Origin of the sequence: Selenomonas ruminantium AC2024 (genome assembly GCF_000687995.1) — a bacterium.
Lineage (GTDB): Bacteria > Bacillota > Negativicutes > Selenomonadales > Selenomonadaceae > Selenomonas_A > Selenomonas_A ruminantium_B.
The window spans coordinates 334,127-356,372 of record NZ_JIAC01000001.1; the positions used below are offsets into that span (position 1 = coordinate 334,127).

Annotated in this window: 19 protein-coding genes and 5 tRNA genes; 3 read left to right on the plus strand and 21 right to left on the minus strand. The window is 50.4% G+C overall.

Annotated features, from left to right (window positions below; all coding sequences use genetic code 11):
- Positions 1-10: 10 nt before the first annotated feature.
- Both sucC and P157_RS0101530 read right to left on the minus strand, forming a co-directional pair.
- Complete coding sequence (gene sucC / locus P157_RS0101525; RefSeq protein ID WP_026759457.1) at positions 11-1,198, minus strand: ADP-forming succinate--CoA ligase subunit beta; 1,188 nt, start codon at positions 1,196-1,198, stop codon at positions 11-13.
- A 218-nt stretch (positions 1,199-1,416) separates the two neighbouring features.
- A complete protein-coding gene (locus P157_RS0101530) occupies positions 1,417-2,544 on the minus strand; it encodes an aldose epimerase family protein (protein ID WP_026759458.1) in 1,128 nt (375 codons plus the stop codon).
- A gap of 212 nt (positions 2,545-2,756) precedes the next feature.
- Here P157_RS0101530 and P157_RS0101535 point away from each other — a divergent pair, with 212 nt between their 5' ends.
- Positions 2,757-3,032 (plus strand): hypothetical protein, encoded by a 276-nt coding sequence (locus tag P157_RS0101535; protein WP_026759459.1) that lies wholly within the window; start codon positions 2,757-2,759, stop codon positions 3,030-3,032.
- Positions 3,033-3,177: 145 nt separating this feature from the next.
- Here P157_RS0101535 and P157_RS0101540 read toward each other — a convergent pair whose 3' ends face one another.
- The 3 genes from P157_RS0101540 to P157_RS0101550 all read right to left on the minus strand — a co-directional run bounded on the left by P157_RS0101540 (position 3,178) and on the right by P157_RS0101550 (position 7,036).
- Positions 3,178-3,843 (minus strand): HAD family hydrolase, encoded by a 666-nt coding sequence (locus P157_RS0101540; RefSeq protein WP_026759460.1) that lies wholly within the window; start codon positions 3,841-3,843, stop codon positions 3,178-3,180.
- Positions 3,840-5,540 carry a putative bifunctional diguanylate cyclase/phosphodiesterase gene (locus P157_RS0101545; protein ID WP_026759461.1) on the minus strand — a complete coding sequence of 567 codons (1,701 nt, stop codon included), beginning with the start codon at positions 5,538-5,540 and terminating at the stop codon, positions 3,840-3,842. The genes P157_RS0101540 and P157_RS0101545 overlap by 4 nt, the downstream gene beginning before the upstream one ends.
- 212 nt (positions 5,541-5,752) lie before the next feature.
- Entirely contained in the window at positions 5,753-7,036 is a 1,284-nt protein-coding gene (locus P157_RS0101550; protein WP_230578424.1) for an NCS2 family permease, read from the minus strand.
- Positions 7,037-7,192: 156 nt separating this feature from the next.
- Between P157_RS0101550 and P157_RS0101555 the strand changes: the two genes are divergently transcribed.
- Positions 7,193-7,843: a Crp/Fnr family transcriptional regulator gene (locus P157_RS0101555; RefSeq protein ID WP_026759463.1), complete on the plus strand. Its 651-nt coding sequence runs from the start codon at positions 7,193-7,195 to the stop codon at positions 7,841-7,843.
- Positions 7,844-9,108: 1,265 nt separating this feature from the next.
- On the opposite strand, the gene P157_RS0101560 is transcribed toward P157_RS0101555, so the two are convergent.
- From P157_RS0101560 to P157_RS0101605, 8 genes are all read right to left on the minus strand, one after another.
- A complete protein-coding gene (locus P157_RS0101560) occupies positions 9,109-10,404 on the minus strand; it encodes an S-layer homology domain-containing protein (RefSeq protein WP_026759464.1) in 1,296 nt (431 codons plus the stop codon).
- A gap of 760 nt (positions 10,405-11,164) precedes the next feature.
- Positions 11,165-11,250 (minus strand) — tRNA-Leu (locus tag P157_RS0101570).
- A 35-nt stretch (positions 11,251-11,285) separates the two neighbouring features.
- Positions 11,286-11,372, minus strand: a tRNA-Leu gene (locus P157_RS0101575).
- 127 nt (positions 11,373-11,499) lie between these two features.
- Positions 11,500-11,576: transfer RNA gene (locus P157_RS0101580), tRNA-Val, on the minus strand.
- Between the two features lie 3 nt (positions 11,577-11,579).
- Positions 11,580-11,656: transfer RNA gene (locus P157_RS0101585), tRNA-Val, on the minus strand.
- Positions 11,657-12,092: 436 nt separating this feature from the next.
- Positions 12,093-12,860 carry a TPM domain-containing protein gene (locus P157_RS13585; protein ID WP_051598442.1) on the minus strand — a complete coding sequence of 256 codons (768 nt, stop codon included), beginning with the start codon at positions 12,858-12,860 and terminating at the stop codon, positions 12,093-12,095.
- 13 nt (positions 12,861-12,873) lie between these two features.
- Positions 12,874-13,980, minus strand: a complete 1,107-nt coding sequence (locus P157_RS0101600) for a hypothetical protein (RefSeq protein ID WP_026759465.1) — start codon at positions 13,978-13,980, stop codon at positions 12,874-12,876.
- A 31-nt stretch (positions 13,981-14,011) separates the two neighbouring features.
- On the minus strand, positions 14,012-15,307 hold the full coding sequence (locus P157_RS0101605; protein WP_026759466.1) for an SPFH domain-containing protein: 1,296 nt from the start codon (positions 15,305-15,307) through the stop codon (positions 14,012-14,014).
- Between the two features lie 119 nt (positions 15,308-15,426).
- On the opposite strand from P157_RS0101605, the gene P157_RS0101610 reads away from it, so the two are divergent.
- A tRNA-Gly gene (locus P157_RS0101610) sits at positions 15,427-15,500 on the plus strand.
- Positions 15,501-15,585: 85 nt separating this feature from the next.
- On the opposite strand, the gene P157_RS0101615 is transcribed toward P157_RS0101610, so the two are convergent.
- The 8 genes from P157_RS0101615 to lptB all read right to left on the minus strand — a co-directional run bounded on the left by P157_RS0101615 (position 15,586) and on the right by lptB (position 22,235).
- Complete coding sequence (locus P157_RS0101615; RefSeq protein WP_026759467.1) at positions 15,586-15,816, minus strand: AtpZ/AtpI family protein; 231 nt, start codon at positions 15,814-15,816, stop codon at positions 15,586-15,588.
- Position 15,817: 1 nt separating this feature from the next.
- A complete protein-coding gene (wecB, locus tag P157_RS0101620) occupies positions 15,818-16,981 on the minus strand; it encodes a non-hydrolyzing UDP-N-acetylglucosamine 2-epimerase (protein WP_026759468.1) in 1,164 nt (387 codons plus the stop codon).
- Positions 16,982-17,136: 155 nt separating this feature from the next.
- A complete protein-coding gene (locus P157_RS0101625; protein WP_026759469.1) occupies positions 17,137-18,189 on the minus strand; it encodes an MraY family glycosyltransferase in 1,053 nt (350 codons plus the stop codon).
- A 118-nt stretch (positions 18,190-18,307) separates the two neighbouring features.
- A complete protein-coding gene (locus tag P157_RS0101630; RefSeq protein ID WP_026759470.1) occupies positions 18,308-18,778 on the minus strand; it encodes a deoxycytidylate deaminase in 471 nt (156 codons plus the stop codon).
- 4 nt (positions 18,779-18,782) lie between these two features.
- Positions 18,783-19,193 carry a resolvase gene (locus P157_RS0101635; protein ID WP_026759471.1) on the minus strand — a complete coding sequence of 137 codons (411 nt, stop codon included), beginning with the start codon at positions 19,191-19,193 and terminating at the stop codon, positions 18,783-18,785.
- Positions 19,190-20,380 carry a DUF3084 domain-containing protein gene (locus P157_RS0101640; protein WP_026759472.1) on the minus strand — a complete coding sequence of 397 codons (1,191 nt, stop codon included), beginning with the start codon at positions 20,378-20,380 and terminating at the stop codon, positions 19,190-19,192. Before P157_RS0101640 ends, P157_RS0101635 begins: the two co-directional genes overlap by 4 nt.
- A 23-nt stretch (positions 20,381-20,403) precedes the next feature.
- Positions 20,404-21,504 (minus strand): LptF/LptG family permease, encoded by a 1,101-nt coding sequence (locus P157_RS0101645; RefSeq protein WP_026759473.1) that lies wholly within the window; start codon positions 21,502-21,504, stop codon positions 20,404-20,406.
- Positions 21,505-21,515: 11 nt separating this feature from the next.
- Positions 21,516-22,235 carry an LPS export ABC transporter ATP-binding protein gene (gene lptB, locus P157_RS0101650; protein ID WP_026759474.1) on the minus strand — a complete coding sequence of 240 codons (720 nt, stop codon included), beginning with the start codon at positions 22,233-22,235 and terminating at the stop codon, positions 21,516-21,518.
- Between the last annotated feature and the right edge of the window lie 11 nt (positions 22,236-22,246).

The following is a 22,246-nucleotide window of genomic DNA, read 5'->3' on the forward strand; positions in this document are numbered from 1 at the left end:
ATGGCCTCCCTTACTTTGCTGCCTTGACACGTTTTACGATTTCTTCCGCGCCGCCCTCCATGGTCGGTGCCATGATGACGTTGGCAATCGGAGAATCCTGCAAAATCTTACGGCCCTGTTCCACATTGGTGCCCTCTAAGCGCACAACTACAGGAACCGGCAGGGACTTGCCATCATCCGAGATAATCTTGGCTGCTTCGACAATACCGGCTGCTACTGCATCACAGCGATTGATGCCGCCGAAGATGTTGACGAAAATGCCCTTGGCCTGACCGCCGTCCAGCATAATCTGGAAGGCTTCGGCAATCTTTTCCGGCGAGGAATCGCCGCCCACATCGAGGAAGTTGGCCGGCTCGCCGCCATAGTGTTTGATGATATCGACTGTAGCCATTGCCAGACCTGCGCCGTTAACCATGCAGGCAACATCGCCGCCGAGGTTGACGTAGTTGAGGCCAGCTTCTGCTGCACGGCGTTCCTTGGGATCTTCCTCGCTCTCATCACGGAGTTCTTCGATATCCGGATGACGGAACAGGGCGCTGTCGTCAAAGTTCAGCTTGGCATCAAGGGCAATCACATCATCTTCCGCCGTAACTACGAGCGGATTGATTTCCGCCAGCGAGCAGTCCTTGCCAACAAAGGCATTGTACAGGCAGGTCATGAGCTTCGTAGCCTTGCGGATGGCCGGCTGTGGAATGTTGATATTGTAGGCCATGCGGGTAGCCTGGAACGGTGCCAGACCAACCACCGGGTCAATGTATTCCTTGAAAATCTTTTCCGGCATTTCAGCGGCCACTTTTTCGATTTCCATACCGCCTTCTTCGGAGCCCATCATGACCACGCGGGCCGTCTGACGGTCAATGACGAAGGACAGGTAATATTCTTTCTTGATATTGGAACCAGCTTCGATGAGGAGGCGTCCCACCTTCTTGCCTTCCGGCCCCGTCTGATGGGTCACAAGCGTTTTGCCCAGCAACTCGCTTGCATAATTTTTCACTTCATCAAGATTCTTGGCCAGCTTGACACCGCCAGCTTTGCCGCGGCCGCCAGCATGAATCTGGGCCTTCACTACGACTACAGGAGTGCCGATTTTCTTGGCATTTTCCACAGCTTCATCCACCGTGAATGCAGGCAGCCCCTCAGGAACTGCTACCCCATAGGCTTTCAATACGGCCTTGCTCTGGTACTCATGAATATTCATCAAACATGCCTCCCTGAAATTGGTATGACCTTTTCGAGAATGATAAAATGCTTTATGTTCTCGTTCATGTTTATATTGTATGCTTTTTTCGTGTTTTTGTCTACTATTTATTATTCATTGCATGTATTCGCTAAAATTATCGTTATTAATGTTTTTATATTTCCCCATCATTTACGACACTAATGAATAAAGAATACATATTGGTATTATAAATTTAATTAATCTTTCGGCCAGAGCACGAAAATCGTCTGGGATTCCCATTTTTCTCCGGCTTTGATGATGGGCTGCGGGAAGTTCGGATTAGCCAGCGAATTCGGGAAATACTGCGTTTCGAGGCAGAAGCCAGAACGATACTGGAATTCCACGCCCTTCTTGCCCGGCAGACCGCCTTCAAGGAAATTTCCCGTATAGAACTGTACGCCCGGCAGGTCGCTGTAACAGGTCAGCGTCAGACCGCTGTTATCCGATTCGGCATAGGCCACTTTCTTGAGCCCGCCCTTGAGGTAATCAATCGGGCAATGCGGGTCATAACCGAACATCCCCGGCTTCATTTCCACACTGACCGGTTCCTCGCGGATAACCCAGTTGTGGTCATAGCCCTTGCCCATGACGAGCTCATCAAAATCATCATCAATATGAGCGCCAATTTTCGTCGGCTGGCGCAAATCCATCGGCGTGCCCTCTACATCAAGAATACGCCCATCCGGCAGGGATTCGCTATCTGCCCAGGTATACTTGTCGGCAAAAATCTGGATTTTCTGGTCGAGGATGGACGGGGATGCAAAGCCATCCAAATTGAAGTAGCTGTGGTTGGTCAGGTTGCAGATGGTATCCTTGTCACTGACCGCCTCATACTTAATGGACAGCTCATTGTCGTTAGACAGCGAATAGATAACGGCTACATCCATATTTCCTGGATAACCTGCGTCCCCATCCTTGCTGTGATAGGTCAGACGCACACCTTCATAGACTTCCTCTGCCTCCCAAAGTTCATTATGGAATCCCTTGCTGCCGCCGTGGATATGGTTCTGATTCTTGGAACCGGTATTCAAATCCAGTTGGTATTCCTGCCCATTGATGACGGCCTTGCCGCCGGCAATGCGGTTGGCATGACGGCCCACCACGCCGCCCATGCTGGTATCGTCTTTCTCATAAGTCAGTGCATCCGCATAGCCCAGCACGATATCTATTTTCTGATAATCTTTGGCATAGGTACTCCAGCTCACGAGCCGGGCACCATAGTTGGTGACTTTTACTTCCGTCCCCTTGGTGTTGCGCAGGGTATAGAGAAACGCCTCACGACCATCGCTTAATTTGCCAAAGGATTCTTTCTTGATGATTGCCATGAAAATACCTCCCGGTCATTCAACTCTGAATTGACTACGATTTCTTACAATTCTATACAAGTTTCACTTTACTCTTTCTTGTTTTATTTGTCAACCACCTGTGAAGATTCAATTTAATTTATCATTTTTGACAGAATGTGTTATAATGTCATTATTGGTTACATATTTATAAATGGAATAATATTATATGTATTTCAAGGGGGATTATCATTATGGCAACCGAAAAGAAAGTTTATGTCTTCTTCAACTGTGATGAAGAGAAGACAGAGAAATCCATGAACATCTTCTACAACAAGACCATCTACAACGACACGAAGAAAGCCCGCAAGGAACTTCTGGCCAAGGTAGAAGAAGAAGTCGCAGCCGGCCGCGTGAATATCGCCGAAGGCAAGGACGCTTCCGTCAACAAGGCCATTCTGGAAGGCGACCCGACCAAAGCAGACAAATATCTGCAGTATGCCACGATTAAGGCATTCAGCTTCATCTAATACCCCGCCAACAGGACTGCGTTGACAATACGCAATAAAAAAGCCCGTATATACTGTTTCTTTCACTGAGACGCTGCGCGTCAAACGTTACAGAAACAGTATATACGGGCTTTTATTGATTGTTTTCGTCTTGTCCTGCTGGAAGTTACTTTACGTTAACCGCCAGCTTATTCACATCAATTTCCTTCAGGCTGTCCACCACTCTGTCGGCCAGGGTTAAATCCTGCTTGCCAGAGTGAGGATTGCGGTAAGCAGTGCAGAACATACCGGCCCTTTTCGCGGCCAGAATGCCGTTTTCCGTATCCTCGATTACCATACAGTCAGCAGGCTCAACGGCTAAGCGTTGCGCGCTAATCAAATAGATGGCAGGATTCGGCTTGCTCTCGGGCAGTTCCCCGCCGGAGAGTATCGAAGTGAAATACTTGCGAATGTCGAAGCTATCCAGCACCGTATTCATCACCCGCACATTGGAGGATGTGGCAAGCGCCAGAGGAATGCCTGCCTCATGCAGGGATTTTATCAGCTCCACGCTGCCCTCCACTGGGGCAATTTCCCCGCTTTGCAGGATTTCCAGATAGTGAGCATGCTTATAATCTGCCATATCCTGCGGGTTGATATCCGTGCGGCCATGTTTGGCCAAAGTCTCGCGGAAGATAGCACCACTTGTGCGCCCCATATAATGAACCAAATCCGCTTCATTGAAGGGAATACCAAAATGCGCGAAGGTATCCATTTTCACCCGGCTGTGGATGGGTTCGCTGTCGATGATGACCCCATCCATATCGAAAATTACTGCTTTTACTTGTTTCAAATATCCTGACTCCTCTGCACCAATCCCATAAAGGTTTCCTTATCCATGGGCTTGGCAAAATAATATCCCTGAATCTCCCGACAGCCAATCTTGCTCAAGAAATCCAGCTGTTCCTGGGTTTCCACACCTTCCACCACGACATCCATGTTCAGGTGCTTGCCCAGTTCCACAATACTTTCCATAATGGCTCCGGCACGGCTTGACTTGTCCACTTCCTGCACAAAGGCCATATCGATTTTGAGCACATCCACCGGCAAATCCTTCAGCATGGACAGCGAGGAAAATCCGCTGCCAAAATCGTCCATAAGTACGGAAAAACCATTGCCGCGGAAGGCCCGCACCATGGCAATCAGCTGATGCGGATTTTCCATATAGGCGCTTTCCGTGATTTCCAATTTCAGCATCTTGGGCTGCAAATCGTATTTTTTAATCAGGGACTGCAAGTAATCCAGCAAATCCTGACTGTAGAAATTCAGCCGCGAAATGTTCACCGAAATCGGCAGCGGATTGTAGCCTGCGTCAATCTGCGCCCGCAGTACCTTGCAGGCCTCCTCCCAAACAAAACGGTCCAGCCGCACAATAAAGCCGTTGTTCTCAAAAATCGGAATGAACTTCGACGGCGGAATCGGCCCCTTGGGATAACGCCAGCGCACCAGAGCCTCCGCTCCGATGATTTTTTTGGACGGAATCTCATACACCGGCTGCAGATTGATGACGAACTGCCCCTCATGCAGGGCATATTCCATATTGCGGACAATCATCTGCTCCTCAATCATCTGGTCCCGCATAGCCTTGTCATAGAAGGCATAACGGGTCATATAACGGCCTTTGATGCGATTGAGAGCCATATGCGCGCGGTCACACATCTGATCCACCGGCAGAAAGACATTTTCCACCGGATAAACCCCTGCATAGAACAGAATATTGTGGCTGATTCCCAAGGACTGAATGGTGCTGTCCAGCCCCGCAATAAGGTTATCCATATCCAGTTTTTCCGTAGGCTGGCACAGGGCAAAATGGTCGGCCTCAATACGGGCACACAGACCGCCGTCCCCCGTCAGCACATTGAAATAAAACGCTGCCGTCTTCAAAATGAGGTTACCCGTCTCGATGCGGAACAGGTCATTGACCACCTTGAAGCAGCTGATGTCCAGATACACGATGCTGTACCCGGTCTGATGATGCTCCTGCATCAGTTCTGCCGCCTTGCGGTAGAACGCCTCCCGGTTGTAAATCCCCGTCAGGCTGTCCTTTTCCACATGCTGATGCATCTCGACCAGCTGGCGGTTCTGCGCCATCTGCGCCACCTTGCGCCACTCATTTTCCTCACGGGCCATAACGTTGCGGATGCGGCAGCGCACAATGGTAGGATTGTAGGGCTTTGTTATAAAATCCGCCGCCCCCATCTCCATGGCCCGGGCCTCGCTGTCCCCATCGTTATTGGCCGTCATGACCACCACAGGAATCCCCGCGAGCTGGTCATTCCGCTTCATCATGGCTAGCACCTGAAAACCATCCATCACCGGCATAACCAAATCCACCAATACGATATTCACCGATTGGCCTTCGATGATTTCCATGGCTTCCTGGCCGTTCTCGGCCTCCATGATTTGATATTCTTCCTGGAAAAACTGGGTCAGCACCACCCGGTTGATTTCCACGTCATCCACAATTAACATTACTGGTTTATCGTCCACAATATCACCCTCTTTTGTGTGATTTTTGAATCACGCCCATAGGTATACTAACTATATTATACTACAGAGCCTATGAAAAATCCTTCCACGCCAGAAATAAAAGCCGTCCCTTTGCGCTGACGAATTCGTCCATATACGACAAAAGGCGTATTCGATCTTGCAGGAATCAAACACGCCTTTTATCAAAGCTTTATGTAAATTCTTCTTTTTAATTAGAACCTTGCCTGGAAAACAAGATTCAAGAGGAAAAGAAAGCCCAGTACGTAGCTCAGCGCATGAACATTGCGCCAGCCGCCGTTCAGGATTTTGAGCAGCGGATACGCGGTGAACCCGAAGGCCAGCCCCGTCGAAATACTGCCCGATAAAGGAATCAGCACCACCACCAAGAAGGCGGGGAACCACTCCGAAAAATCCTTGAACTCCATGTATTGAAGCTGCTGCATCATCATTGCTCCCGTGATGATGATAACCGGAGCAATCGCCGCCGCCGACACATAAGCCAGCAGGGGAATGAAAAACAGCGACAGAATAAATAATATGGAAGCCGTCAAGGCCATAAGCCCAGTGCGTCCGCCGCTGGCAATACCAGCCGCACTTTCCGCCGCCGCCACCGTCGGACTGGTGCCCAGCATGCTGGAAACCATGGTGGTAAAGGCCGAACCCTTGAAGGTCTTGGGGAACTTCGCCTGGTTGGGCAGGATACCTTCCAAAAGTCCCATGGTCTCAAAGACCATAATCATGGACATGGAAAACACCGCCAGCAAAAAGGGGATGGAAAGCATTCGCGAAAAATCCGCCTGCAGCAAAAGCTGCGGATAAAGACCGATGTCTGCCAGATTCACGCTGACCTGACTCCCCTGCCCCACACCCATAAAGTAACCAAGCACGCTGGTCACCACAATGGCGATGAAAAAACTGCCCATCACATTGCGCAGGTAAAGAGCCAAACTCAGAACCAAGCCGAAGATGGCGAGCAGCGCCGCCGGATTCGTCAGCGAGCCCAGCTCGATAATCGAACTCGTGCCGCGGCGGATAAGTTCCGCCTTCTCCAGACCAATCTCCACGAGAAAGAGTCCAATGCCTGCCGTAATCGCACATTTCAGCGACGGGGCCACAGCACCGCTAAGACGGGCCGCCCATTTCGAGCAGGCCACAAAGGCAAAAATCAAGCCCGAAACCAGTGAAATCGCCAGCGCCTCATGCCAGCTAAGTCCCATCTGCACGCAGATGGTGTAAGTAAAGAAGGCATTAATCCCCATGCCGGGGGTCAGCACAATGGGCGCATTGGCCACAAAAGCCATCAAGAGGCAGCCAATCACCGACGAAAAAATCGTCGCAAACACGGACAGTTCCACTGGAATCCCCGCGTCAGCCAAAATCAAAGGATTGACTATTATAATGTAGGAAATCGCAAAAAATGCTGTGATACCTGCTACGATCTCCCGCTGCCAAATCTTTGGATGACTCAGTGCATGACCAAACAAATTCCGCATCATTCGCGCTCCCCTTCCATTTTATCTCATTATCACTGTTAGTTTATCCTTTTTTCGGCAATAAAAAAAGGACATTCGTCCAAATTAATGTCCTTTTTTATTTTGTAAAAATCATATATAATGAAAGAAAAGTATTTTTATCGGAAAGGAACCGCCTCTATGAAACTCCAATACATTCTCGACCATATGCCTGCCGACATCAAACGACAGACCACCCATAAAGTCTACCTGCCCGGCGAGTCCATTGTCCGCAAGGGCGAGGAAGCGAAGCATGTCTACCTGCTGACCAAGGGCGAAACCCGGGTCAGCAACGAATTTGCCAGCGGGCAGCGCTATACCTTCGGCTCCCTTGATGTGCCCGATTTGATTGGCGATTTGGAGGTACTCGCCGGCCAGCAGCTTTACGCCGCCTCCAACGAAGCCAGCTCCACCTGCGAAGTCATCGCCATGCGGGCCGAAACCTTTCTGCAGTGGATGCGCATTGACAACGACTTCGCCGTAGCTGTCGCTCAGCTCTTGGCCGCCAAGATGTACCCAACCTCCAACGAAGCAGGCCGCGTAAAATTCCTGCCCAGCCTTGACCGCCTCCATGGCTATCTCTTAAAACGCCTCGGCGATATTGAAACCGACCTCTTCATCCTCCACACCAGCCGCCAGCAGATTGCCGACGACATCGGCACCAGCGTAAAAACTGTCAACCGCGGCGTGGTCAAACTAAAAGAAGCAGGGCTTATCTCCCTGCTTCACGGAAAGATTACCATTAACAAAGAGCAGCAGCAGATGCTGAAAGAAACATTTACAGAAGAGTAAAAGTTAAGTTCTATGCCTGAAAGCCCTTGATGACTTATTCCTGCGCTAGTACACGCTTCGCGTGTAAATCGCTTAGGAACAAGTCATCAAGGGCTTTCATTGATAATTGACTTGTCAAAAACATTAAATCTGATATACTATATCTAGCGCACATCCTGTGTGCTGGCCACCATAACGGTAGGCGGCGTATTTTCCTCGCAGAAAGGGTCGTAATCCCTTAGAGAAAGCGGGGTCATAATGGTGAGTGATATGTCATTTCAGCTTTTAATGCTGTTGCTTATTATCATCGTTCTGAAAAAGAAATAACCGCCTGAGCTCCTACACTTGACGGTTATTCGCAACTTATATGCCGATATTAACCAACGAGCTGGGAAAGCACGCCGTCTATCGGTGGTCTTTTTTATCTGTCTTTAGTCTAGCACAGTTGACCGGAAAAGGCAAATGAAAAGTTCTTGCCATCGCTGAAAGCCCATGGTGGCTTATTCCTGCGCTAGTACACGCTGCGCGTGTAAATCGCTTAGGAACCAGTCACCATGGGCTTTCATAGTTAATTGACTTGTCAAAAACATTAAATCTGATATACTATATCTAGCGCACAACATGTGCGCCGACCACCATAACGGTAGGCGGCTTGTTTCCCTCGCACAGAAAGGTCGAAATACCTTACAGAAAGCGAGGTCATAGTTTTGAGTGACGCAACTATGCAGCTTTTGCTGATTTTGTTGATTATTCTTGCCATGAAACAGAAATAACCGCCCCAGTGTCCTAAGCTCTGGCGGTTACTTCTAAAGTTTTGAAGTTACTAACCATCGAGTGCGGGAACTAGCCGTCTATCGGTGGTCTTTTTTATCTGCCTTTAGTTTAGCATAAGGCAGGGTAAAATGCAAGAAAAAGACCTGCCCTGCATTTTCCAAACAAAAACGTAGGGAGTTTTGTAGCATATACGTACAAAACTCCCCTGCTTTAAGTGTAGTGACAAACTACAGTGTCCTAATTTTAAGTGCGGGTGACCCGCGTGTTTATGGGTTAATATTACATCATTACCTAATTGTTGTCAATAGTTTTAAGATACAACTCCCGAATTACAGATTTGATGTACGCTTTTTCAATTCATCCTTGTTCGTAATATCTTTTAAGTCCATTCTTGGCCTCTCCTCTAATGTGTTTAGAATTATTTTATCATAAATACATAGAGAAGTGCAAGAAAAAGACCTCCACCGAAGTGGAGGTCTTTGTTAGTTGCGTATAATCTGCTAATCGTTAGATTAGAACAGGAATTCAACACGGCCGAACAGCGTGTTGTATTTCTGGTTGTCAGAAATGCGCTTGCCAGTGCCGTACTGAACCTGGGTAACGATGTTCTTCCAGGGAACATACTTAACACCGAGTTCGAGGCCCTTGAAACCACTTTTTACAACATCATAAGTCGGATCAAGAGCTACCATCGTACCGAGGTAACGGTAACCAACCCATGCACCCCAAGTGCCCTTGTTGGCAGCTTCAGCGCCCTTGTAGGATACGCCATAAGCGAAAGCAGTCTTTTCGTTGGTCACAGGAACACCTGCAACTTCGCTGAAGTTAGAACGAGCGTAAGTAGCATCAATAGCAAAGTTCTTATCGAATCTGTAACCAGCACCGATAGACCAAATGCCATCAGAATCGCGACCATTAAGAGCATTTAAGCCAGTAAGGGTACCCCAGTCATCAAACTTGAAGTGCTGATAGCCAGCGCGAGCGCTCAGCTTGCTAGCATCATAGTTCAGACCAATGCCCCAATAAGTGGAAGTGCTGCCGAAGTTGATGTTATCACGTTCACGACCGAAGTTTACAGTAGCCTTCAGGTCTTTGCCGCCAAATACTACGCCGATACCAGAGAACGGATCATCAAATACGAGGTCGTTAGCAATGGTGTTAGCGAACTTACCAGCTTTAACCGTGAAGTTCTTGTAGTCACCCTGAGCCCAGATGCGCTTCAGTTCAACTTTGCTGCTGTCATTACGAGTAGCTGCATTAGTATTTAAATCGTCAGAAGCATCCCACTCAGCATCGAGACGTGCATTTACATGCCAGTTTTCATTTACTTCAGCGCTGGGTTCGAGACGGAACAGGAATTTGTGCGTGTTGGTGTCGCGATCTTCCGTGGCAGTGCGAGCCGGTTCACCTTCATAGTGATTACGAGTGAAGGTGTACTCAGCCTTGCCATTCCATTTCACCATGTCAGCGTTGCGTTCGAGCTTAGCTACGCGAACACCGAGGTTGTTGAGTTCTTCAGCGAATTCAGCAGCCAGTTTGTCAACCAGAGCTTTGTCAGCGCCGGAAGTGTTCTTAGCCATAGCTTTAGCTACCATCTGAGCCATTTCGTAACGGGTGATGTTACGGTTGCCCTTGAAGGTGCTGTCGCCATAGCCTTCGATAACGCCATCAGCAGCGAGCTGGCTTACAGCGTCATAAGCCCAATGATCAGCAGGAACATCGGAGAACGGATTTGCAGCAGCAAAAGTCGTGCTAGCTGCACCAACAACCAGAGCGGTCGTCAGAGCGGATACGAGAGTCTTCTTCATGAGAAACTCCTCCTTCTGTAAAATAGAATTAATATTCGTTCTGAAGGCGGAATAGAAGACTTTGCGAGTGTCCATGTTTCCTCAGCAATTTTCCATTCGTTTTTCAGAACCTAAGTTATCTTAACATAATATAAAACGATTTGCAATAGGAAACTAATTAAATTTCGATTAAATTTCCATTAAAAATTCAGAATCAAGACAATACTTTGTGAGCGTTGCTAGATAAGTTCGCGACCGAAAAGCCCGTGGCAGTATATTCCTGCGCTAGTACGCGCAAGCGCGTAAATCGCTTAGGAATACACCGCCACGGGCTTTTCTATGGGTAACTGTTGTCCATTAAAAGTTTTATTCACTGTAGGAATATGTTATAATGCGTGTGTTGCCACAGCCTTCGTCAAAGGTTAATCCGGCGAGGAAGGAGGTTATACATATGTCTTTTCACGAATTCTGGCTCTCTGTGCTGGCAAGTATAATCGGCAGCGTTGCTGTTGAGCTTACTATGCACTGGCTAGGCATGTAGCCAATGCCAATGGTGGTAATTAGCCAATTGTTCCCCCTGCCCGTCAGCAGAAGAACATAAGAAAAAGCCCCTTATGTTGGTTCGTCAGGCCAACGGGGCTTTTTCTTTTTGGTTATAAAATGTCTCTTCACGTTATGGGCTTATTATAACATTCGCCATTTTTCCTGTCAATCTGACGACAAACACAAAAGACTATCATGGATATTGACAAACCATGATAGTCTTTACTAAATTCTTAATTGGTGCGGTCGATGGGACTTGAACCCATACGTCTTGTGAACACTACCCCCTCAAAGTAGCGCGTCTGCCAATTCCGCCACGACCGCAATATATTCAATTAAAAGGTTTTACACATAAAAAATGGTGCGGACGAGAGGACTTGAACCTCCACGATGTCACCACCACTAGTACCTGAAACTAGCGCGTCTGCCGATTCCGCCACGTCCGCATTAAGGTGTCGTCGGTGTAAGCACCGAACCAACACAAACGATTATACGGGATAATTCTGAATGTGTCAATAGTTTTTTGAAAAAAATCAAAAAGGAAGCCGTTTCCAGCTTCCTCATAATTCAATATGGTGCTCGCCGAGGGATTCGAACCCCCGACCCCCTCCATGTGACGGAGATGCTCTAGCCAACTGAGCTAGGCGAGCTTATGGTGGGGTTAACAGAATTCGAATCTGTGACCTCCTCGATGTCAACGAGACACTCTAACCAACTGAGCTATAACCCCATGTCGTAAGGACAAGACTCATTATAGCCAATGTTTATTGTTCTGTCAAGGAATTATTGTGATTTCATCATACAGGCGCTATAATATTGTTGTTGCCACAGCCTTCGTCAAAGGTTAATCCGGCGAGGAAGGAGGGCTGTTTATGAATTTCTCTCAATTTTGGTTATCGGTACTTGCAAGTTTTATCGGCGGTATTATCGTTGAGCTTGCACTCTACCTGCTGGGCCGCTGACCAGTGGCAATGTGGTAATCCAGCATAATGCACTCCCTGCAAGCATCAGCAGATGAACAAGAAAATCCCCCGCACAGGCATCACTCTGGCGGGGGATTTTCTTTGTTTAGTACTGTAATGAACTTCTCTCAATTCATTTGTAATTTTAGTCTAGCATCGACGTCTTTTTTTGTCAATGATATTTTACGGCCAGTAAGTGCAATACTAGAACTTTCCTCCCCCGCCGCCGTGGCTGCTGTCGCTGGAGGATGATGAGCTGCCACTGCTCTTGGATTTTTGCCGGCGGGTTACGGTGGTATAAAGGTATCTATCCTGCCGCTGGAAGATGTCAACGCTATCCTGTTTCAGGTAGGCGCTGGCTTCTACGGCAGGAGTAACATTACTCATGCCGCAGATGAGGTAATAGGCAAAGAAAAAGCCGCTTGCAGCTGCCACTGCTGCCGCAATAATCGCTGCCCAAATGTCAAATTCATCACCAGGGTCATAGGGCACGCCCTCTTTTTCGTAATAACTCAAATAGCGGTCTATACCGTCCACGAAATGATTAAAGCCGTCGCTGTAATCGCCATTGGACAAATCATCCAAAAAGAGATTTTTGAGGCCGTGTATCCCCGCTTCGTCGGTGATTTTCATCCGCATTTTATTATCGGTGGAGATATACCAGTCGCGGCTGCCCATAGCCAGCACGAGGACAATACTGCCGTTTTCCCCATTGGCAAAGTTTTTGTCCAGAATGTTGTTGGCGTATTTGCCAATGCTGATGCCCCCCGGCACCTCCTGCATGGTGCAGATGCCGATTTTGATTTTATGGGCAGCCTCTACCTGCTGGATTTTTGCCGTAAGCGCTTCACGCTGGCTGTTATTCAAAAGTTTTGCCTGGTCCACCACGGGCGCAGCCGCCAAGGCCGCTGTCTGGCAGATAAGCAGGAATGCGAGGCAGGCGCCCTGCAGGATTCTTAAGATTTTTTTCATCGCCATTCCCTCCTCAATCTGCCAGCAGCCACTTGGCTGCATAGTACACAATGGGCAGGACTACAGCAAAGACCGCCAGCCCATAGGCCACGGCTTTTTTCATGTCGTAGGGAAGGCTGCCGACCACCTTGCCGGACTGGCCGTTCATCATAAAGGTATAGGGCTTGTCCTGATAGCGGGTGGTGACAATCCAGACGGGTGCCATACAGTAAGCCACAACGCCTGCCTGTTTCTTCACATCAGATTCGGTGCAGTGAACACTGTCATACCCTTCCACGGTATCCGACAGAACATCAATGGCACTCTGCTGTACCCGCTTATCCGCCCGCGGCACGGAAGCCTCAGCATCCACATCGTATTTATCCGCGAGAAAACCTGTCATATAGGCGTTGGAAAAGGGCACCATTTCGCTGTAGTCAAAGGGTTCAATGCTCTCCATATAGGTGTCGTCCATCTTTTCACTGCCGTCCACCGGAATGCGGGAAAAAGCCATACTGCCGGAGCGCAAACACTCATAATGGCTGGTCTCCGTGACCTCCTCGTCACTTGTTTCGTAGATATGAATTTTCTCCGCCCGAAAATGAGCATAAGCATCCACCTCGGAATCAAAGAGCCAGAACGGCACATAAAGCGCCTGAATGGCCTCAATACGATTCTGAGACTTAAAGAGACTGGGCAACAGCCACTTGTTTTCATAGAATGCCTTTAGCGCCGCCTTGGCATCGTCCTTGGTCTTTTTGAACGGAATGATGTAGTCGGGCTTGAGCATGCCCTCAAAACGGCTGGGCAGCATCACCGCATGACCACAGTAACAGCATTCTGTGGCCATGGTATTGCCATCGGCCACGATTTCCGCACCGCAGGACTCGCAGGTGTAGGACTTAAACGCCTCTGCTTCTTCGGCTGTCCACTCGCCCCCCGCTACTGCCGTATCCCATTTTTCATCTTCTCGTTCGGCTGCTTCTGCCGCCATGGCCTCTTTGGCCTGAAACAGTGCTTCAATAGATTCCGCATCAAGCTCCGTACCGCAGTATTCACAGGTTATCTTCTGCGTGCCAGGCTTAAAATCCAGTGGCGCACTGCAGTTAGGGCATTTATAAGCTACGGAAGAACTTGCCATACCGCCACCTCCTTATCCAATGTCAATTTCATCACGGACGCGGGCTCCCGCATTCAGCGCAGAACTTGCCGCTGTTTTTGGCCCCGCAGGCACAAACCCAATCACCAGCAGGACGGGGTTTGCCACATTCCGAGCAGAATTTGCCCGTATTCTTGGCACCACATGCACAGGTCCAGCCGTCCTCCGGTTTGGCAGCACCGCATTCGGAACAGAACTTGCCCGTGTTGCCGCTATGGCCACAGGCACAAGTCCAGTCGCCCGCAGGTGCCGCCTGACGGGCAGCGGTCTGCTGTACCTGGGCAGCTCTTTGCGCCTGCCCCTGTGCCATCATATCACCGACATTGATGCCATTTGCATTGCCAGCCATGTTCATGCCCATAAAACCGATAGCTGCGCCGCCTTCGTTGTTCGCCGCATCACGCAGAGCGTCCGCCTGCGCAGCACCATAGAATCCTGCCATCAAGGACGGGTCACGGCCCAGGACAGCAGCTTCCTGCATCTTCTGCAGTTTTTCGAGCACTGCCTGACTCTCATCCGTGAGGCTGACACTGGCCACGGCAACAGATACGACTTCGATACCGCGCAGATTGCCCCATTTCTGGCTGAGGCTTTCGTTCAGGGCATCGGCAATATCCTGCGAATGTGCCTCCAATTCGTCATAGCCCACCCGCATAGCCGAAACTTTGGCCATAGCCGGTTTGAGTGCCATCATGAGCTCGGATTTGAGCTGACTGTCGATTTCCTCACGGCTGAACGTATCACTGACATTGCTGGCAATATTGGTGTAGAACAGAACCGGATTGGTAATGCGATAGCTGTACTCACCGAAGCAGCGAATCTGGATGGTCTGCTCATAGTTCAGCGTATCGTCCCGCACCTTGAAGGCAATCGGCGACGGCGTGCCGAACTTGTTGCCGTAGATTTCCTTGGTATTGATGTAGTACACCCGCTGGTCACGGCCTGTATCCCCACCAAAGGAGAAACGGCGGCCGATTTCTGCAAAGACCTTCGGAATTGTATCGGAAAGGTCGCCTGTGAAAAGCGACGGCTCCGTTTCCCGGTCATAGGTGTATTCCCCCGGTTCGGCGCAAATGTCCACCACCTCACCATTTTCCACAATGATGAGACACTGGCCATTGTTGACCGCTACTCTTGAACCCTGAGAGATAATGTTGTCGTCCCCCTTGTTGGAAGAACCGCTGCCGGTCTTGCGGTGCCCCTTGGCCATAAGTACGTCTGGCGGCAGACTGTCACAGTAGATATATTCTTTCCACTGGTCGCCCAGCACACCGCCCACGGCACCAATTCCTGCTTGCAAAAGTCCCATAATTTTACCTCCTATGTAAATCCACTAAAGACAATTTTATCTGTATTAAGATTCGCCATGCCGCAGACAAATTCCCCCTTGCAATACAATAACAAAAATGATATACTGAAAAAGTCGTTGCGGGCATAGTTCATCGGTAGAATGAAAGCTTCCCAAGCTTTAGAGGTGGGTTCGACTCCCATTGCCCGCTCCATTGATTATTCAGTCACTACTTTGGGTAGTGGCTTTTTTCGTATGCAAAAATAAGAACGTACCTACATTCGCAGAGGTACGTTCTGTCAAATAAGCTCGTTATTCTTAAGCTGTCTGTACAGTGTATAAAAGGCTGCGGGAAAGCCCAGGATAATGCCACCGATTATCCCTGCTTTCCCCAACTGGAGAAAATCTCCGATAAGACTGCCAATGTAACCGCATATGCCTACGAATACCACTAGGTAGATGCCAACTCCGCCCAGTATCGAAAAGGCTTTGACGGCCTGTTTGAGGCCGCTTGGTTCCTGTCCGGCCATCTTATTTGCCTACGAAAATATCGGGGCGGTTATCAGCCAGGCCATAATAGTAGAGAATGGCCTGAATGATGCGCGGGGAGGCCTTGCCGTCACCGTAGGGGTTTACGGATTCTGCCATGCGGCTATAGGCGGCTTCATCCGTCAGCAAGGTCTTGGCTTCGTTATAAACCACATCCCGGTCGGTGCCGATGAGTTTTACCGTGCCCGCAGCAACTGCTTCGGGACGTTCCGTGGTATCGCGGAGCACGAGAACCGGCTTGCCGAGGGCAGGAGCTTCTTCCTGCACGCCGCCGGAATCGGTGAGAATCAAATGCGCACGGCTCATCAAATTGGCAAACGGTTCATAGTCCAGCGGGTCAATGAGGTGAACCTTCTCCAAGCCGCCCAATTCTTCCTGCACGACTTCACGGACTTTCGGGTTCTTATGCACCGGGAAGACCACTTCCACATCGGCAAATTCTTCCGTCAGCTGGCGCAGAGCCTTGTAGACATGGCGCATGGGCTCACCCAGATTTTCCCGGCGATGGGTGGTCACGAGGATGATGCGCTTGTTCTCAAAGTCGATATTCTGCAGCAGTTCATCTTCGAACTGGAAATCATCCTTTACCGTATGATGCAGGGCATCGATAACGGTGTTGCCCGTGATGAAGATGCTTTCGGGCTTCACATTTTCCGCCAGCAGATTGCTCTCGGAGGTTTCCGTGGGGGCAAAGTTCAAGTCAGCAATGCAGCCCGTGAGCTTGCGGTTCATTTCTTCCGGGAAGGGGCTGTACTTGTCATGGGTTCTGAGACCTGCTTCCACATGGCCTACCGTCGTCTGATGGTAATAAGCGGCCAAAGCACCGGCAAAGGTGGTCGTGGTATCACCGTGTACCAGCACGATATCCGGCTTTTCTTCTGCCAGTACCTTATCCAGGCCCATCATGGCCTTGGAGGTGATGTCAAAGAGGGTCTGGCCCTGTGCCATGATATCAAGGTCATGGTCCGGCGTGATGTTAAAGAGTCCCAGAACCTGGTCCAGCATTTCGCGGTGCTGAGCCGTTACCGCCACCACCGGGGTGATTTTGTCCGGGTGCTTCTGCAGTTCCAGCACGATAGGTGCCATCTTTATCGCCTCAGGCCGGGTGCCAAACACCGTCATAACCTTGATTTTCTTTTGTTCCATTAATAGTCCCCTCTCTATATAAGCCTTCCCCTATGGGGAAGGTGGCAGCCGCAGGCTGACGGATGAGGTTTCAGGCAATCTCTGACATGAACCTCATCCACCGCAAGGCGGTCCCCCTTCCCCAGAGGGGAAGGCAATCATTGCGAATATTTCTTTTAATGCTGCTGGGCTGAATCATTCATGCGAAAGATGCCGATGCGTTTTGCACCGTAGAGCACCAAAGCCACGACCATGCAGACGATGGCAATGGCGAACTGCGAGCTGACTTCCGTCAGCGCCACAGCGCTAAGCCCCAGCAGGGCGCTGATGACGTACATCAGCAGTACGGCCTGCCGCTGGCTGAAGCCCAAATCCATCAGACGGTGGTGGAGATGACCTCTGTCCGGCTTGAAGATGGGCACACCGCCACGGTAGCGGCGCACGATGGCAAAGGTCGTGTCCAGAATGGGCAGCCCCAAAGCCAGAATCGGTACAATCAGCGCAATGGTAGCCGCGCATTTCACAGCACCGATAACGGAGATACCTGCGAGCATATAGCCCAGGAACATACTCCCCGAGTCGCCCATGAAAATCCGGGCAGGATTGAAGTTGTAGTAAAGGAAGCCAATCGCAGAACCAGCCAGTGCTGCCGTCAGAACAGCCACGAGCAGAATGTTCTGCTGCAAAGCCACTAAGAAGATGGTGACGGACGCGATGGTAGCCACACCAGCCGCCAGGCCGTCAAGTCCATCAATGAGGTTTACCGTATTGGTAAGACCTACAATCCAGAAGATGGTCACGGGAATGGCCAGCCACTCCGTGTAGAAGAAATCGCCGAATGGGTCTGTGATGAAGTCAATGCGCACATCAAAGGCAATGACCAGCACAGCTGCCGCGACAATCTGCCCAACCAGTTTGACTTTGGCCGGCAGGTTCTTGTAATCGTCGATAACACCCACGAGCACAATCAAGGAACCGCCCACCAAGAGGCCGGTGACCTCGAAGAGCACATCCGGCTCCACGTCGATGAACTGCATAATCCCAATAATCGCCACCATAAAGGCTGCGTAAATACCCAGACCGCCGATACGGGGAATAGGTTTTTTATGTACTTTTCTCGCATCAGGAGCATCCATGGCTCCCGTCTTGGCCGCCAGGAAAATCACACCAGGCGTAATGAGCAGAGCCACACCTGCGGCAATGACAAACGCCAACATATAATCCGGCATACAAGTAGCACCTCTTTTTCTCAAATAATTACTAGAAATTCATAACAAGCCTATTTTAGCGCAGAGGGCCTATAGTGTCAATGAAAATAAGCTGAAAGCGCAATTTTTTAAGAGAATTTTAATCATGAATTTCATCGGGGCGGCAGGTAACAATCGTACCATCGGTTTCGTAATAAATCACCTGCCCGAGCTTGGCATTGCGCAGCATGCGGCGGCACAGCAGGCAGGGTTTGCCGGAGGCCAGCGTGCCGTCTGCATTGATGCCCACAATGTAGATAGTAGCTCCCTCCATGGCGGCAGGGTCAGCGTTGATGATAGCGTTCTGCTCGGCATGAACGGCCACGCAGAGCTCGTAGTTCTGCCCTTTGGGCACATGGAGCCGTTCCCGCTCGCAGATGCCCGTGTCGATGCAGTTAGCTTCCCCACGCGGAGCGCCGTTGTAGCCGGTGCTGATGATGATATGGTCCTTGACGATAATCGCACCATAGCGGCGGCGCAGGCAGGTAGCCCGGCGGCCCACCGCCCGGGCAATATCGAGGAAATACTCCGTCCAATCGGGACGCGGCTGGGAATTCTTGTTCTGCTCCATTTCGTTACTCTCCTTTGCTCTGCTGTTCTTCCTGTAAAAAGCGGCGTGCTAAGATGACCGCCACAAAATCATCCACAGGCACCGGCGGCACCTGCATGGTGACGGGGATAAGACGGCGCCAGCCCTTGGGCGGATTAGCCTTCCAGTATTCTCCCTTGGCTAGTTCCGTGGTGCGGTATTCATCCCGCACCAGTACCACCAGCTCCGGCACTTCTTTCAGCCGCCCTTGGGCGATTTTGCTGGTGGTGCCGTTGCCGATAACGAGACGGCTAAAGCCGTAGTCAGCTTTAGCCGCAGTTACTTCTTCTATGAGTTTGTCTGTCTCGATGACCCGCTGGGTCAGGACCTTGCCCTCACCGTCAAGGACGGCGAAACCGCATTTATCCCGCCCGGGGTCGAGGGCTGCGATAGTCATTGCGTGTTTTTCTCCACATTTATCTTCAGACGCAAGGGCCCGGAAGCATCGGTGTTGCCGTTGGCATATGCCGAAAGAATCACCGGCCCCCGCTGGCCGCGGAGCTGCGCTACAATCTCGTAGAACTGAGCTCCTTCCATTACCCCCACAGTCCCCCGCAAGGGGTCAGGCAGAATGCCCTTGGAGGTAGCGGCAAAGTTTACATCCTTCAAGAAGTTCATAATGGTCTGTTCTGCTTCCGCATCCGAACCATCCATCATGTCATAGGGGCGGGCAATGATGAATTCCTTATCCCGGAAAATCACACTGTTGGGATAAAGCTCCAGATTGGTGCGGACTTCCTCGCCCCGCACCAAATTGCCGGCTGCCACAATGCGTACCACCATATCCCGTGAGCTCTTGGCAATGTTTTCTACCGCCGTGTCATATTCGGGCTGGTAAATCCAGATTTCCTTGTCGGAACGGTCACTGCCGAAACGGGCCGATACATTGCGATTGGCCAGAGCCGCCAGCGTCTGCATGTCTGCGGCCACATCCTCCACGGAGCGATTGCCCCGGATTACGCCGCTGGCGATGATTTCTCCAGCGCGGAAGGCGATATCGCCTTCGCGAATGGTAATCAGGCCATCGCGTAGCTGCTGCGTGCGCTGCTCCAAGGATTTGTTATCGTTGGTCAGCTTGTCATTGGCCGCCAGGAGCTTCTCATTGGAGCCGGACAGTTCCTCATTCTTTGCCGTCAGCTGTGCCTTGGCACTTTCCAATTCGGTAATGCCGGACTGCAGCTTAGCAGCCTCTTCCTCCAAGGTTTTCTGCTGCTTGTTGAGCCTGTCTACGTCCGCTTTGGACTGCTGCAAAGCTGCATCCGTCTTTTCCTGCTCGGACTTAGCCATAGCCAAATCCGCCTGCGTATTCTCCAGATTGTTTTTCGTCTCCTGCATGGTGCGGTTCAGCTTCTCCATGCCGAAGAGTGCAGTGCGCACGTTATCCGAAGCCGCTGCCATTACGCCAAACGTCAGAGTGGTAATGACAATACCGGTGAATATCGTAATGATTATGGATGTATGCCGGGGACGCAGGCCGAAAATCGACAGGCGTTTCTTGCCGATTTTCGTGCCGAGCCTATCCCCGATAAAGGCGATTACCCCACCGGTAATAACCAGCACGGTAATCAAGGATATTCCTGACATCTGTCAACCACCTTTCCTAAAATTTAGCGGGCCGCCCGCCTGATGAGTAAACCGCCTGCGATAAGACCGATAATGTTAGGCAGCCAAACAGCCAGCAGCGGCGGCAAGGCCTCACTGCGTGCCAAAGCGCTGCCCATGGTCATCAGCGCATAGTAAGCAAAGATAATGATAACACTCATCGCAAAACCTGCCGATGAGCTGTTGCGGGTCGGCTGCAGACCCAAGGGCACACCGACCAGCGCAAATATCAGACTGGCCAAAGGAACCGTCACACGCTGATAAAGTTCTGCCTCAATCGCACTCGTATTGACATACTGGGTCTTCATGATTTCAATCTGCGCCCGCAGTTCCTTCATGGTCATCTCTTCCAGTTCCTTCTGCTCCCGGACAATCTGCTGGGGATTCGAAGCAATCGGAAGCACCTGGGTCTTAAAGCGAATCATATGTTCGCTCTGGTCTTCATTCTCGGAAATATCGTAGATGACACCGTTATGCATAACCCATTTCTTGCCATCCCAGTCTGCAAAATCTGCATTTTCTACATGCTTTACTTTGCCGTCCGGGCCAAATTCCTGCAGTGTCACGCCCTGCAGCTGCTGTGTCTCGGCATTAAAGAGACGCGCATAAGCCAGACGCTGCATCTTGCCCTCGGAAATCTCCTTGAGGATGATGTGCTCCTGACTCTTCATGGTCGTGTTGCCCTGAATCTCGTAATAGAGCACATTGCGGTAGGCAGTATTTGCCCAAGGAACCACGTATTCATTGAAGGCAATCGCCCCAATGCTGACAATGAAGCCAAGGACAAGGGCGGGCATGGCAATACGGGAAAAGCTGATGCCGCAGGACTTCATGGCCGTTATCTCACTGTTGCTGGACAAGCGGCCAAAGGTCAGCAATGTAGCCAGCAGCATGGACATGGGAAAGGTCCACATAACGACACCGGGCAGACCAAAGATGAAGATTTTGATGACCGCCTGCAGGGAAGCGCCATAATCCGTTATGTACTGAGCAATCCGGAATAATGTCCCCGAACCGATGAACACCGCAGAGAACGCGCAAATGCCAAAGACGAAGGTCATGAAAACCTCGCGGAATATATATTTGTCCAAAATTCGCAATCGCATATCTGTTCTCCTTACAAGGTAAAGTTCTCGCCGAGATAAAATTTCCGCGCGATGGGGCTCTCCGCAATCGTGCGGCTATCGCCCTCCAGCAGAATTTTACCTTCACTCAGTATATAGGCCCTGTCCACAATCTGCAAGGTCTCGCGCACATTGTGGTCCGTAATCAGGATGCCCATGCCCCGCTGACGCAGGTACTGGATAATCTCCTGAATGTCTGCCACAGCCAGCGGGTCAACGCCGGCAAAGGGTTCATCCAACAGGATGAACTGCGGTTCCAGCGCCAGACAGCGGGCAATTTCCACCCGGCGGCGCTCACCACCGGAAAGCTCTGTGCCCTTGCGTTTACGCACATGGGTGATATGAAACTCCTCTAAAAGCTCCTCGAACTTGTTTCTCTGTTCAGCTTTGGAAAGTTCCGTGGTCTCCAAAATGGCCATGATATTTTCTTCCACTGTGAGTTTGCGGAAAATGGAGGACTCCTGGGTCAAATAGCTGATTCCCAAAGAAGCCCGGCGATACATGGGCATTTTGGTGATATTCACATCGGACAGAAACACCTCACCGGAGGTCGGCTGCTCCAAGCCCACAATCATGTAGAAGGATGTGGTCTTACCGGCACCGTTAGGGCCTAAGAGGCCTACGATTTCCCCCTTTTCTACACGCAGGGACACCCGGTCCACCGCGGTGTGTTCCTTAAACTTTTTTACCAGATTTTTTGCCTCAATATGCAAAGCTCTGCCCT

Coding starts and splice junctions, on each gene's coding strand:
- sucC (WP_026759457.1), bottom strand. CDS start 1,198: ATGAATATTCATGAGTACCAGAGCAAGGCCGTATTGAAAGCCTATGGG.
- P157_RS0101535 (WP_026759459.1), top strand. CDS start 2,757: ATGGCAACCGAAAAGAAAGTTTATGTCTTCTTCAACTGTGATGAAGAG.
- P157_RS0101605 (WP_026759466.1), bottom strand. CDS start 15,307: ATGGGACTTTTGCAAGCAGGAATTGGTGCCGTGGGCGGTGTGCTGGGC.
- P157_RS0101630 (WP_026759470.1), bottom strand. CDS start 18,778: ATGGAGCAGAACAAGAATTCCCAGCCGCGTCCCGATTGGACGGAGTAT.
- P157_RS0101560 (WP_026759464.1), bottom strand. CDS start 10,404: ATGAAGAAGACTCTCGTATCCGCTCTGACGACCGCTCTGGTTGTTGGT.
- P157_RS0101645 (WP_026759473.1), bottom strand. CDS start 21,504: ATGCGATTGCGAATTTTGGACAAATATATATTCCGCGAGGTTTTCATG.
- P157_RS0101640 (WP_026759472.1), bottom strand. CDS start 20,380: ATGTCAGGAATATCCTTGATTACCGTGCTGGTTATTACCGGTGGGGTA.
- P157_RS0101530 (WP_026759458.1), bottom strand. CDS start 2,544: ATGGCAATCATCAAGAAAGAATCCTTTGGCAAATTAAGCGATGGTCGT.
- wecB (WP_026759468.1), bottom strand. CDS start 16,981: ATGGAACAAAAGAAAATCAAGGTTATGACGGTGTTTGGCACCCGGCCT.
- P157_RS0101600 (WP_026759465.1), bottom strand. CDS start 13,980: ATGGCAAGTTCTTCCGTAGCTTATAAATGCCCTAACTGCAGTGCGCCA.
- P157_RS0101635 (WP_026759471.1), bottom strand. CDS start 19,193: ATGACTATCGCAGCCCTCGACCCCGGGCGGGATAAATGCGGTTTCGCC.
- P157_RS0101555 (WP_026759463.1), top strand. CDS start 7,193: ATGAAACTCCAATACATTCTCGACCATATGCCTGCCGACATCAAACGA.
- P157_RS13585 (WP_051598442.1), bottom strand. CDS start 12,860: ATGAAAAAAATCTTAAGAATCCTGCAGGGCGCCTGCCTCGCATTCCTG.
- P157_RS0101615 (WP_026759467.1), bottom strand. CDS start 15,816: ATGGCCGGACAGGAACCAAGCGGCCTCAAACAGGCCGTCAAAGCCTTT.
- P157_RS0101625 (WP_026759469.1), bottom strand. CDS start 18,189: ATGCCGGATTATATGTTGGCGTTTGTCATTGCCGCAGGTGTGGCTCTG.
- P157_RS0101550 (WP_230578424.1), bottom strand. CDS start 7,036: ATGATGCGGAATTTGTTTGGTCATGCACTGAGTCATCCAAAGATTTGG.